Below are 12,704 nucleotides of genomic sequence, written 5' to 3'. Positions count from 1 at the left end.
ATCAGAGTTGCGCATATTAGGAGTGCTCTTCCAAGAACATTCATTATCTGGCTAACACCCTGGCGTTAAGCTGCTGGCGGTCTTGGCGCGGCGCTGGCTCTTGCCAGCGACGTGACAAGGCCGACTGTCAGCTTGAACGGCTTGTTATGCCGCTCACAGAACACGCATAGGAATCCGGACACTATCTCGTTGCCTCGTTGGCCGACCAGCTCATAGCCACCAGCTTCCATTGTCTTGAGATCTGTTGCCAAACACCAAGGTATTTGCCTTCGATTACTGTTCTTTCCCCTGATACTTCGACTACCATCTCGCTCCTACCGTCGAAATACGCCATATCGCCCGAGGGGCCAACAACAATAGATTCCGGCATTCCGGCTATCTCAACAAACGGCAGCTTAAACCATTCGTTCTCGTAGAATTCTCTGATGGCTTCATGCCCTACAATTGGCCCGTGCCCGGGAGGCTGAAACACTGCGTCGGGAGCTATGAAACTCATTGCCCCCTCCAGATCACGGTTCGCTTCAGCTCGTAAAAGATTGGAATCAGCAGCACGGATCTCCGCTGCTATGGATTCCGTGTCAATTGAATCGCGGCCGATATCCCCACATCCACTGAGTGGCACGGTGGCGAACATCAGAAGAGCAACAGCTAAACGTCGATTCATCACTGTCATCCCTCGCTGCCACTAAAGTTTCAAATCACAGCGGTATAACACCAATTCAACATTTCTTCCTGATAGGATGCATGGCCAATAATCCTGCGGATCAACCGCAGGTTATTCGCTCTGGGTGTGTCAATGCTGGGTGACGGCATCCTCCCCGCTGACCCCGCGAGGCTCACACACCTCCGAGGCTTTGATGAGAATACACGATCGGAACATCCAAGTAAACAATGCTGCTGAGAACAGATATCCAGGCGGAGATAGACTGCGATGTGAACCACCGGACGGCTGATTGGCCGTTTCTTCGGCTGGCTCTGTCCGGGATCGAAGGCGCGAGGAATCCATCGGCCCGTCGGCTCCTGGATTCCTCGTGCGTCGGTCTCCCGGATGACCGGGCTCGATTCGCTCTCAGCGGCGGAACGTCGCCTTGATCGCACTCCAGTTCATCGCCCTGACGGGAGTGGAGGGTCCGGACTCCATGGTCATCCGGTCGTAGCTCGAGGAGCACGGCGGATCGTCGGGAGAGCACTCGCTCTCGAGGATGAGCTTCGCCGCATGGCCGAGGTCGTCCCGGGTGAAGCTCGTGAAGACCGATGCGTAGGCGATCGGCCCCGACGAGAACGCCGGCGAGTCCGTCGTGATGCTGAACGACACCTCCTCCAGGACGAGTGTCAGGACGATCGGGCCGCCCGCGTAGCCGGCGACCTGGCCGACGTCGTATTCCTCCTCACCGGTCTCGACATCGGAGGCCTTCACCACGATCCGGCCGTCCGAGGCCCAGAGCTTGACCCAGAAGTGATTGTCGAACTGGGAGAAGTCGATGATGCCGCAGTGGGTGTGGTTGGTCGTCCCGGCGATCGCGGTGGTGATCGTGGTGACCGCCGTGGCGTTGGGATCGAGGTCGACCGTCGTGCCGATGGTGAACTCGTCGTGAAGGGTCACCGTCGTACCCTGCTCGACGGCGGATCCTTCCCCATCGCCGAACCAGTTCGCCGGGATTCCGCCGGAATTGCCGGCGAAATCGTCGTCGAAGACCACGTCGGCGAGGGCGAGGCCCGGCATGGCTGCGAGCATGCAGGTCAGCGCGATGCGCGGGCACGCGCGACTCCACGGGTAGCGAGACATCTTGCGCCTCCTTCTCTGCCAGAGAAGCGCCTGCCTCGTCGGTCGGACCGGCCTCCGACTCTCCACTCGGTGCGATTTCGCCTGGATGACCTCCCGGGCGAGGCAAGCACCGCCCCCTCCTCGGCCGACAATGTAGCGATGAAATCGACCCGAAGGCAGGGGCCCCCGACGAGATTTTCTCCCGTTGGCGCCCTGGCCGAGGGGGCCCTGGACGAGCCGGCTGGGTGCCCTACCGATCCAGCGGACTCCGCACCCCCCGCCCACCCTGGTTCAGCACGTGGGTGTAGATCATCGTGGTCGCCACGTCCCGGTGGCCCAGCAGCTCCTGGATCGTCCGGATGTCGTACCCGTCCTCCAGGAGGTGCGTGGCGAACGAGTGCCGCAGCGTGTGGCAGCTCGCCTGCTTGGCGATCCCCGCCACGCGCACCGCCTCCCGCACCGCGCGCTGCACCGCGGTCTCGTGGAAGTGGTGCCGGAAGTACCGGCCGGAGGCGGCCTCGCGGAACGGGCGCGACGCCGGGAACACCCACTGCCAGGCCCACTCGGACTCGGCCGCGGGATACTTCCGCACCAGCGCGTCGGGCAGCTTCACGCGGCCCAGCCAGCGCTGCCGGTGCGCCTGGTGCTTCGCCCGCTGCCGCCGCAGCTGTTCGCGCAGCGCCGGCTCCAGCGACCGCGGCAGCATGGTGCGCCGATCCTTGCGGCCCTTGCCGTCGCGCACCACGAGCTCGTGACGCTCGAAATCCACGTCCTTCACCCGCAGCCGCAGGGCCTCCAGCAGCCTGAGCCCCGACCCGTACAGCAGGTTCGCCACCAGCCACGGCACGCCGCCGAGCTGCTCGAACAACGCGGTCACCTCGGCGCGCGTCAGCACCACCGGCACCCGTTGCGACCGCTTCGCCCGCACCATCCCGTCGATCCACTCCAGCTCGCCGCCCAGCACCTCGCGGTACAGGAACAGCAGCGCGCTGAGCGCCTGGTTCTGGGTCGACGCGCTCACCTTCCGCGCCACCGCCAGGTGGTTCAGGTAGGCACGCACCTCGGGTTCGCCCATCTCGCCGGGATGGCGCTTGCCGTGGAACAGCACGAAACGCTTCACCCAGCGCACGTAGGTGACCTCGGTGCGGCGGCTGTAGTGGCGGGTGCGGATGGCGATGCGGACCTGGTCCAGCAGGGTGGGGGCGGTCTCGGGCGTCATGAGGGGCTCCTTCCGGTGCCGGCCACCGAGCAAGAAGGAGCCCCGTTCCGCCTGGCGGGGAACGCCAGGAGGGGAGGTGCGGTAATATCGCTTGTCGTGCGCCAGCTTCGGGCTGCTCACCCCGTCCATGCTGCGCAGTCAGGCCAGGTCCACGCCCGACGCCGCGTGACGTCAGGACTCGTCCGTCGTCGGTGAGTTCAGCCCTGGCGTCTGCGTGGAAGTGACTATTGACAGGTGTTCCTGGCGCGATAGGTTGCCTTGAGACCGCCTCCAATTCGTCTGGGATCCGTAATCGCGGTGGCCTTCCTCCAGGTGATCCTTATCAAGCAGGTGCGCTGGTTCTGAACGGCCCTGCGCGGCCAGGCGGGAGTCATGGCCATGTTCGAACGCTTCGAATCCTGGCTGTCCGGAGCCGGGGTGATCGTCCATATCCTGTTCATTGTGCTGGTGCTCGTAGCGATCCACCTGGGCGTCAGCCAGATCCGCCGGGCCGGCCGTCACATGTCCGAGTCGTCACTCGGACACCGCATGGCCAAGACCCGCACCATCGTCAGCCTGGCCACCAGTGTCCTTGTCTTCGCCCTGTACTTCACGGGTCTCGGCCTGATCATCAAGGAGTTCGGGCTGTCCCTGAAGACCCCACGCTGAATCGGTGGGAACAAGGAGCGGTGCTACGTGGTCGGTTGACCGTGCCCGATGTCGACGTCGGCGATTGGCCGGAAAGCGCTCTGCGCACCGCGAACACCACGGTCTGTACCGACCTCGGCCTGAGGAGCGTCCGTCTAGGCGTCGGCCCACATCCGGAAACCGCCCTTGAAGGCATTGGCGTTGTCGCCGAGGCGGCAGTTGGGTGGCAGCTCCGTCAGCTTCTTGGCATTCCCCCCGTCGATGACCAGCGCCGTCCCCAATCCGGTCCCGAGGCCGACGAACAGCATCGCGCCGCCCTCGTGGCTGCCCAGCGCCTGCATGGCGGCATCGTTCACGATCCTGAGGGGCTTGCCGAAGGCCTCGCCGAAGTCGAACTCTCTCCAGCCAGGACCGAGATTGTGGGGATCTTGTACGATCCTGCCGTGCAGGACCGGACCGGGGTAACCCATGGTGATCACGTCGAAGGACCAGTCCCGGGTCATCTCCTGCACATGGGCGACCATCGCGGCTGGGGTCATGGTCGGACCGGACGCGACCTCGCGTTCCTCGTCGCTGCCGCTGTGCTTCACCTTCACGTGCGTGCCGCCGACATCGATGACGAGAATTTGGCGCGGCTGCACCGCTGCTTCCTCGGTCATGGTTCATCCTCGACGTTCTCGTGGCGCCGCGGCTGTCGGATCCGGGACCCCGCCCCGCCAGGATCCGGCGTGAACACCCGGGCGCGGTCCTGTTCCGCTGCGGCGACCTGCTCTTGCCGACCTATTCCGGCTGCAAGGTCGCCCCGGCGGCGCGGTCGACCAGCCAGCGGAGCTGTCCGTTCCGCGGCCGGACCAGCTGGGCCGGCAGCACCTCTGGTTCGTGGGGGCCGGTGAGGACCCGTGCCAGGATCTCCGCCTTGCCGGCGCCCGCCACGAGGAACACCGCGTTGCGCACGGCGTTGATCACCATCGGGGTCAGCGTCAGCCGCCAGGCGCCCAGGACCTCGACATACTGGGCCACCACCCAGCGCTCGTCCTCGCGCAGACAGGCCGTGCCGGGAAACAGAGATGCCGTATGTCCGTTCTCGCCCAGGCCCAGCCAGACGAGGTCGAGGGCCGGTGGAGCCTTGCCCGGGAACACGCGCCGCAGGTCCTGTTCGTAGGCCAGCGCGGCCCGGGTGGGATCGTCCTCGCCGGCGATGCGGTGGATGTTTTCCGGTGGTAGAGGGACATGATCGAGTAGGGCTTCCCGCGCCATGCGGTAGTTGCTGTGTGCATCGGTTGGGAGTACGCAGCGCTCGTCGCCGAAGAATACCTGAACCTTGTCCCATGAGATCCGGTCGGCGAACTCCGGTGTGGCCAGCAGCGCGTAGACGGGACGTGGCGTGTCGCCGCCGGCGAGGGCCACCGTGAAGCGGCCCCGGGCCGCCGTCGCGGCCACAGCCAGATCCACGAAGTGTTCGGCTGCCGCCCGCACGAGATCGTCCGTCGTCGGGAAGATGGACAGATTCGGTATGCCCCGTGTCATGGACGATCCCTCCCGCCCTGTGGCCGCACCCACCGTTCCATGGCCCTGGCGAAACCCTCGTCGTCGCAGGAGCCGGTGACGCTCCCGCGTCCGTTGGCGTCAACTAGCCCCGACCCCGCAGCTGCCGATACCGCCGGATCAGGGCGTTGGTCGAGCTGTCGTGTTCAAGCTCGGGCACCTCCTTGGCCGCCAGCTCGGGGATGATGCGCTTGGCCAGCACCTTGCCCAGCTCCACTCCCCACTGATCATAGGAATCGATGTTCCACAGGACTCCCTGCGTGAAGACGCTGTGCTCGTACAACGCCACCAGCGTGCCGAGCACACGCGGTGTCAACCGCTCGGCCAGCAGTACATTGCTCGGCCGGTTGCCGGGGAAGGTGCGGTGGGGCACCAGCCAGTCCTCGGTCCCCTCCGCCTTCACCTCGGCGGCGGTCTTGCCGAAGGCCAGCGCCTCGGCCTGGGCGAACACGTTGGACATCAGGATGTCGTGGTGCTGGCCCAGTGGATTCAGCGAGTGCGCGAAGCCGATGAAGTCGCAGGGGATCAGCCGGGTGCCCTGGTGGATCAACTGGTAGAACGAGTGCTGGCCGTTGGTGCCCGGCTCGCCCCAGATGATCGGTCCGGTCTGGTAGTCGACGTCCGCGCCCTCGAGGGTCACCCGCTTGCCGTTGCTCTCCATGGCGAGCTGCTGCAGGTAGGCAGGAAAACGCTTCAGATACTGGTCGTAGGGCAGCACGGCCATGGTCTCGGCCCCGAAGAACTCGTTATACCAGAAGGACAGCAATCCCATCACCACCGGCAGGTTCTGCCCGAGCGGCGCGGTGCGGAAGTGTTCGTCCATGGCGTGGAAACCCGCCAGCATGTCGCGGAAGCTCTCCGGGCCCACCGCGATCATCGTCGACAACCCGATGGCCGAGTCCATGGAGTAGCGCCCGCCCACCCAGTCCCAGAAACCGAACATGTTGTCCGTGTCGATGCCGAACTCCGCGACGGCCGACGCGTTGGTGGACACGGCGACGAAGTGGTGGGCGATGGCCGCCTCGTCGCGCAGCGAGGCCAGCGCCCACTGCCGCGCCGACTGGGCGTTGGTCATGGTCTCGAGGGTGGTGAAGGTCTTCGACGAGATGATGAACAGGGTTTCGGCCGGATCCAGATCGCGGACGGCCTCGGTGAAATCGGTGCCGTCGACATTGGAGACGAAGCGCAGGGTCAGGTCACGGGCGGCGTAATGGCGGAGCGCCTCGTGGGCCATGACCGGTCCGAGGTCCGACCCGCCGATGCCGATGTTGACGATGTTGCGGATCCGCTGGCCGGTGTGCCCCTGCCACCGGCCGCCGCGGATCCGCTCGGCGAAGGCGGACATCCGCTCCAGCACCTCGTGGACCTCGGGCACGACGTCGCGGCCGTCGACCAGGATCTCGCTGCCCCGCGGCGCGCGCAAGGCCACGTGCAGCACGGCCCGGTCCTCGGTCACGTTGATCCGGTCGCCGCGGAACATGGCGTCCCGGCGCTCCGCGAGCCCGCGATCCCGGGCCAGTCCGAGCAGCAGATCCATTGTCTTGCTGGTGATGCGATTCTTGGCATAGTCGAGCACGAGACCCTCGGCCTCGATCGTGAACCGCGTCGCCCGCTCCGCGTCCTCGGCGAACAGCGTCCGCAGGTGCACGTCCTTCAGGGTCTCGTGATGGGCGGCCAGCGCTTGCCAGGCCGGGTTCTGGGCGACGGATCCGTGGTGCGCCATGGGCGCCTCCTCCTTGACGGGACCTATCCTCGAGCCTCGATCTTGGCGGCCAGGACGGCCATCAGGCTCTGCCACGATTTGACGAAGGCCGCGGCCCCGTCCTCCTGTAGTTTCACTCCCAGCGCCGCCATGTCCAGCCCCAGCCGTTCGATGGCGAAGATCACGTCGTCGGCATCGCCTCCGCCCGCGGGGACGATCCCGCGGAGCTCCCCGTGTTCCGCGAAGGCCAGCAACGTCTTCTCGGGGATGGTGTTGACCGTGTTGGGGGACGCCATCGCCGTGACGTAGAGCGTGTCGGATGCCGCCGGGTCCTTGGTCCCCGTGCTCGCCCAGAGGACCCGCTGGGGCCTGGCCCCCGCGTTGGCCAGCCGCTGCCAGCGGTCCGAGTTCAGGAGGTCCCTGTAGGCCCGGTAGGTCTGCTGGGCCACGGCGATGCCCAGCCGGTTCTGGAGCACGTCCGGGAGCCTGTCCTTGGCCGCCGCGTCCCAGCGGCTGATGAACAGCGAGGCCACCGAGCCCACCTGCGGGTTCAGGCCCGCGGCGAGTCGCCGTTCGATGCCGCGCAGATACGCCTCGGCGGCGCCGAGGTAGTCGTCCCTCGAGAAGAGCAGTGTCACGTTGACCGGCACACCGGCATAGATCGCCTCCTCGATGGCCGGCCGGCCCTCGCGGGTGCCGGGGATCTTGATCATGAGGTTGGGCCGAGCGGCCTGAGCGTGCAGGGCCTTGGCCGCGGCCAGAGTGCTCTCGGCATCGTAGGCCAGCGCCGGGGAGACCTCGAGGGAGACCCAGCCATCGACCCCGTTGGTGAGCTCGTGAACGGGACGGAACAGGTCCGTCGCCCGGGTCAGGTCCTCGATGGCCAGCTCGAAGAAGAGGTCCTCGCCGGACTTGCCCTGCAGGACCTTGGCGGCGATGGCCTCGTCGTAGGCGGAGGAGTTCTTGATCGCCTGATCGAAGATCGTGGGATTGGATGTCAGTCCGGTCACCGACAGGTCGGCGATGTACCGCTCCAGCGTGCCGCTGTCGAGGAGATCGCGGGTGATGTTGTCGAGCCAGAGGCTCTGCCCCAGCCGGTGGAGAGCGTCCGTCGTCCTGGTCATGGTGTTCTCTTTCCGTTCGTGACGTTCGACCGCGGCGCCCGCTCAGGGACAGACGCCCGTGGTGCTGCCCGGCTCGTGCCAGCCGCCCACGGCGGCCGCGATGTTCTCGGCGGCGGCCGGCCCCCACGACCCCGGTTCGTAGAGATGAATCGGTGCGACATCCCCCAGGATGGGGTCGACGATGGCCCAGGCCAGCTCGACCGCGTCCTGACGGGCGAACAGCGTCGCTTCACCGTGCATCGCGTCGGTGAGCAGCCGCTCGTAATCGCCCAGGGCGGCGGCCCCGGGATGATACTCGGCGAGCAGTTCCTGGTTCTGCGAGGCCATCTCCTCGTCGCCGGCCTTCACCCGTGCCTCCAGCCCGAGCATGATCGGCGTCGAGAGCCGGAAGCGGATCCGGTTGCCCTTGCCGGGCGACAGCTTGGCGATGGGCGGTTTCTTGAGCGTCACCTGCACCTCGGTCACCGTGGTCGGCAGCGACTTCCCCGTACGGATCAGGAAGGGGACGTCGGCCCACCGCCAGGAGTCGATGTTCAGCCGCACGGCCGCGAAGGTCTCCACCTGGGAATCCGGAGCCACTCCCGTCTCGTCGCGGTAACCGTGGAACTGGCCGCGGACCAGGTTCTGCGGATCGAGCGGGTCGATGGCCCGCATCACCTTGGCCGTCTCGTCGCGGATCGCCTCGGGGTAGTTCACGGCCGGCGCTTCCATGGCCAGGTACGCCACCACTTGCAGCAGGTGGTTCTGGAGGACGTCGCGGATCGCGCCCGCCTCCTCGTAGAACTTGCCGCGCCCCTGCACGCCGAAGCTCTCGGCCATGGTGATCTGCACGCTCTCGACGTAGTTGCGGTTCCAGATCGGCTCCAGGAAGGTGTTGGCGAAGCGGAAGTGCAGGATGTTCTGCACCGCGCTCTTGCCCAGGAAATGGTCGATGCGGAAGATCGACTCCTCGGGGAATACCTGGTGCAGCTTCGCGTTCAGTTCCACGGCTCCGGCCAGGTCGCGGCCGAACGGTTTCTCGTTCACCACCCGACCACCCTTCGCGCAGTCCGAGGCGCCGAGATGGCCGACCACGTCGCCGAACAAGCTGGGCGGAATGGCCAGGTAGTGCAGCGGATGCTGCGCGTCGCCCAGCGCCTGCCGCAGTTGCCGGAAGGTCTCGGGGTCGCTGTAGTCGCCGTTGATGTATTTCAGCAGCGACATCAGCTTGGCGAAGGCGGCCTCGTCCATGGTGCCGTGTTCGACGACGCTCTGGCGAGCCCGCTCGCGCAGCTGCTCGATGCCGCCTTTCCCCCTGGCCACGCCGACCACCGGGACGGTGAGGCTGCCGCACTTGACCATGGCCTGGAGCGCCGGAAAGATCTTCTTGTAGGCGAGGTCTCCCGTCGCGCCGAAGAAGGTGAAAGCATCCGATTGGACCATCTTCATCATCAACGCCCTTCCGGATCCTCGATGTGTCTGGAGCCCGGTCGCGAACGACAGCTGGATCCGTCGCCTATTCCTTGTGCGGCAATTCGTGGTGACCGCCGAACTGGAAGCGCATGGCCGAGAGCAGCTTGTTGGCGAATTCGCCCTCGCCGCGGGAACTGAAGCGCTCGTACAGCGCCGAGCTCAGGACCGGCACGGGTGTCCCCTGCTCGATCGCCGCCAGCAGCGTCCAGCGACCCTCGCCGGAGTCGGAGACCCGGCCCGAGAAGTCCGCGAGTTGTGGATCGTCCAGGAGCGCAATGGCGGTCAGGTCCAGCAGCCAGGAGGCGATCACGCTGCCCCGCCGCCAAACCTCCGCCACGTCGGCCAGGTCCAGGTCGTATTGATGGAGTTCGGGGTTGCGCAATGGCGCGGTCTCGGCGTTGGCGTCGCGGCCCTGCTTGCCCACGTTCGCGTGCGCGAGGACGTTCAGCCCCTCGGCGTAGGCCGCCATCAGGCCGTACTCGATGCCGTTGTGGACCATCTTGACGAAGTGGCCGGCGCCGCTGGGCCCGCAGTGCAGGTAGCCCTCCTCGGCGGTGCCTTTCTTCTGGTCGCGACCGGGCGTGCGCTCGATCGAGCCGACACCCGGCGCCAGCGCCTTGAAGACGGGATCGAGCCGCTCCACGGCCTCCGGCGGGCCGCCGATCATCATGCAGTAGCCCCGCTCCAGGCCCCACACGCCGCCGCTGGTGCCGACATCGAGGTAGGCGATCCCCTTGGCCGTCAGTTCCCCGGCCCGGCGGATGTCGTCGATGTAGTAGGAGTTGCCGCCATCGATCACGATATCGCCGTGGTCGAGTCCGCCCAGGACATCGGCCAGGGCGGCGTCGACCACCGCGGCAGGCACCATGAGCCAGACAACACGCGGCTGCGCCAGCTTGGCGAGGAATTCGTCCACCGTGCCGCAGCCGACCGCACCCTCTGCCGCCAGCGCCGCCACCGCTTTGGCGTCGCGGTCGTAGACGACGCATTCATGTCCCTTGGCCATCAGACGGCGCACCATGTTGGCGCCCATCCGGCCGAGTCCGATCATCCCGATCTGCATGGCGACTTTCCCCCTAACCGCGAGCCAGTTCGAGTTGCGCCCTGGCGGCACGGATCACGTGATCGACCGTCAGGCCGAAGAACTCCTGCAGGGCCCCGGCCGGCGCCGAGGCGCCGAAGCTGTGCATCCCCAGCATGGCGCCGGCCATCCCGACGTAACGTTCCCAGCCCAGGGTCGCGCCGGCCTCGACCGACACACGCGCCGTCACCTGCGGCGGCAGGACCTCGTTCCGGTACGCCTGCTCCTGTGCCTCGAAGAGATCCCACGACGGCATGCTCACCACGCGGACTCGGACGCCTTCAGCGTTCAACGCCTCGAAGGCCTTCATGCAGAGGGAAACCTCGCTGCCGGTGCCGATGAGGATGACGTCGGGCCGGCCGCCGTCGGCGTCGGCCACAACATAGGCGCCGCGGGCCAGGCCCGCCGCCGCGCCGTAACGAGTGCGATCCAGGGTGGGCATGGCCTGCCGTGAGAGGACCAGGCACGTCGGCTTGTCCCGCGTCTGCATGATGACCCGGTAGGCCTCGACCACCTCGTTGGCGTCGGCCGGCCGGATGACCCGCATGCCGGGCATGGCCCGCAGCGACGCCAGGTGCTCGATCGGCTGGTGGGTGGGACCGTCCTCGCCCACGCCGATCGAGTCGTGGGTCCAGACGTAGATGACCGGCTGCTCCATGAGCGCGCTGAGCCGGATGGCGGCGCGGGCATAGTCGGTGAAGATGAAGAAACCGGCGGCGTAGGGCCGCACCCCGGTCAGCGACATGCCGTTGGCGATGGCGGCCATGGCGTGTTCGCGCACGCCGAAGTGGAGGTTGCGGCCGCCGGGGCTGTCGGCCTGGAAGGCGCCGGCGCCAGCGAAGGTCAGGAGCGTCTTGGTGGAGGGGGCGAGGTCGGCGGCGCCGCCGATCAGCCAGGGCACCCGCGGCGCGAGGGCGTTGAGCGCCAGACCGGAGATCTCCCGCGTGGCCTTGCCCTTGGCGTCGGCGGGGAAGACCGGCAGATCCTCGTCCCAGCCCGCGGGCAGTCCCCGGGCCTCGATCGTCTCGATCTCCGCCGCCAGATCGGGATGTTCCCGGCGGTAGGCCGCGAACCGGTCGTCCCATTCGGCCCTGGCCGCCGCACCGCGGCGTCCGAACCCGGCCGCGAAGTGCTCGCGAACCCCGTCCGGCACCAGGAACTCGGCGTCGGGGTCCGCACCGTAGAACTGCTTGGTCAGCCGCACCTCCTCGGCGCCCAGGGGTTCGCCGTGGGCGCCGGCGGTGTCCTGTTTGTGCGGCGCGCCGTAGCCGATCTGGCTGTCGCTGATGATCAGTGTCGGCCGGTCCGTGGTCTCCTTCGCCTCGCGCAGGGCCCGGTCGATCTGCTCGAGGTCGTTGGCGTCGGTCACGTGGGACACGTGCCAGCCGTAGGCGAGGAAACGGGCTCCCACGTCCTCGGTGAAGGCCAGGTCGGTGTGGCCCTCGATGGTCACGCGGTTGCGGTCGTAGATCCAGCACAGGTTCCCGAGGCGGAGATGGCCGGCCAGCGACGCCGCCTCGCTGCTGAGACCCTCCATCATGCAGCCATCCCCGGCCAGGGCCCAGACCCGGAAATCGATCAATTCGAACCCGGGACGGTTGTAGCGGGCCGCCAGGTGGCGCCCGGCGATGGCCATGCCCACGCTCATGGCCACACCCTGCGCCAGGGGGCCGGTGGTGGCCTCCACGCCGGAGGTGAGACCGTGCTCGGGATGCCCCGGGCAGTGGCTGTGCAACTGACGGAACGCCTCGAGATCGTCGAGGGTGAGGGCGGGGCCGCCGATCCTCTCGCCGTAGGCCGGCAGCGTGGCCTTGATGCCGGTCAGGTGGATCAGGCCGTACAGGAGCATCGAGGCGTGCCCGGCCGACAGCACGAAGCGATCGCGGTTGAACCACTCCGGCTCGGCGGGGTCGTACTTCAGGAATCGCTGCCACAGGGTGTAGGCCACTGGGGCGGCGTCCAGCGGGGTTCCGGGGTGACCGGAGTTGGCCTTCTGGATGGCGTCCATCGCCAGGGTGCGGATGGTGGTGATGGATAGTCGGTCGAGATCGGCGGCAGCTCTCATGGGTCGGTCTCCAGTGTGTTTTCGGACGAGAAAACCCTACCAGATTCGCTGCCTACGATAGCACCGACCATGAGCCTTGTCGCCAGGTCAAGCGCCTTGCTGGATCTGCTGCTGCGTCATGGGA

11 protein-coding genes are annotated in these 12,704 nt (G+C 66.9%); 1 reads left to right on the top strand and 10 read right to left on the bottom strand.

What is annotated here, in order from left to right:
• Positions 1–181: 181 nt before the first annotated feature.
• From IFSED24_RS13470 to IFSED24_RS13460, 3 genes are all read right to left on the bottom strand, one after another.
• Positions 182–664, bottom strand: coding sequence for a YybH family protein (locus tag IFSED24_RS13470; protein ID WP_491331989.1), 483 nt, complete (start codon positions 662–664; stop codon positions 182–184).
• A 405-nt stretch (positions 665–1,069) separates the two neighbouring features.
• Positions 1,070–1,786 carry a hypothetical protein gene (locus IFSED24_RS13465; RefSeq protein WP_491331988.1) on the bottom strand — a complete coding sequence of 239 codons (717 nt, stop codon included), beginning with the start codon at positions 1,784–1,786 and terminating at the stop codon, positions 1,070–1,072.
• A 229-nt stretch (positions 1,787–2,015) separates the two neighbouring features.
• A complete protein-coding gene (locus tag IFSED24_RS13460) occupies positions 2,016–2,984 on the bottom strand; it encodes an integron integrase (protein WP_491331987.1) in 969 nt (322 codons plus the stop codon).
• Positions 2,985–3,362: 378 nt separating this feature from the next.
• Here IFSED24_RS13460 and IFSED24_RS13455 point away from each other — a divergent pair, with 378 nt between their 5' ends.
• On the top strand, positions 3,363–3,632 hold the full coding sequence (locus tag IFSED24_RS13455) for a hypothetical protein (RefSeq protein ID WP_491331986.1): 270 nt from the start codon (positions 3,363–3,365) through the stop codon (positions 3,630–3,632).
• A 134-nt stretch (positions 3,633–3,766) separates the two neighbouring features.
• Here the strand turns inward: IFSED24_RS13455 and IFSED24_RS13450 are convergent, their stop codons facing one another.
• From IFSED24_RS13450 to tkt, 7 genes are all read right to left on the bottom strand, one after another.
• Complete coding sequence (locus IFSED24_RS13450; RefSeq protein ID WP_491331985.1) at positions 3,767–4,270, bottom strand: ROK family protein; 504 nt, start codon at positions 4,268–4,270, stop codon at positions 3,767–3,769.
• A gap of 121 nt (positions 4,271–4,391) precedes the next feature.
• Complete coding sequence (gene pgl / locus IFSED24_RS13445) at positions 4,392–5,138, bottom strand: 6-phosphogluconolactonase (RefSeq protein WP_491331984.1); 747 nt, start codon at positions 5,136–5,138, stop codon at positions 4,392–4,394.
• Between the two features lie 103 nt (positions 5,139–5,241).
• Positions 5,242–6,879 carry a glucose-6-phosphate isomerase gene (gene pgi, locus IFSED24_RS13440; protein WP_491331983.1) on the bottom strand — a complete coding sequence of 546 codons (1,638 nt, stop codon included), beginning with the start codon at positions 6,877–6,879 and terminating at the stop codon, positions 5,242–5,244.
• 23 nt (positions 6,880–6,902) lie between these two features.
• Positions 6,903–7,982 carry a transaldolase gene (tal, locus tag IFSED24_RS13435; protein ID WP_491331982.1) on the bottom strand — a complete coding sequence of 360 codons (1,080 nt, stop codon included), beginning with the start codon at positions 7,980–7,982 and terminating at the stop codon, positions 6,903–6,905.
• Positions 7,983–8,024: 42 nt separating this feature from the next.
• Positions 8,025–9,413 carry a glucose-6-phosphate dehydrogenase gene (gene zwf / locus IFSED24_RS13430; protein WP_491331981.1) on the bottom strand — a complete coding sequence of 463 codons (1,389 nt, stop codon included), beginning with the start codon at positions 9,411–9,413 and terminating at the stop codon, positions 8,025–8,027.
• Between the two features lie 64 nt (positions 9,414–9,477).
• Positions 9,478–10,497: a phosphogluconate dehydrogenase (NAD(+)-dependent, decarboxylating) gene (gene gnd / locus IFSED24_RS13425; RefSeq protein ID WP_491331980.1), complete on the bottom strand. Its 1,020-nt coding sequence runs from the start codon at positions 10,495–10,497 to the stop codon at positions 9,478–9,480.
• 13 nt (positions 10,498–10,510) lie between these two features.
• Positions 10,511–12,580 carry a transketolase gene (gene tkt, locus IFSED24_RS13420; protein ID WP_491331979.1) on the bottom strand — a complete coding sequence of 690 codons (2,070 nt, stop codon included), beginning with the start codon at positions 12,578–12,580 and terminating at the stop codon, positions 10,511–10,513.
• Positions 12,581–12,704: the final 124 nt, after the last annotated feature.

The organism is Candidatus Latescibacter sp. IFSED24, assembly GCF_058273205.1.
This window is presented reverse-complemented; position numbering and strand designations above follow the sequence as displayed.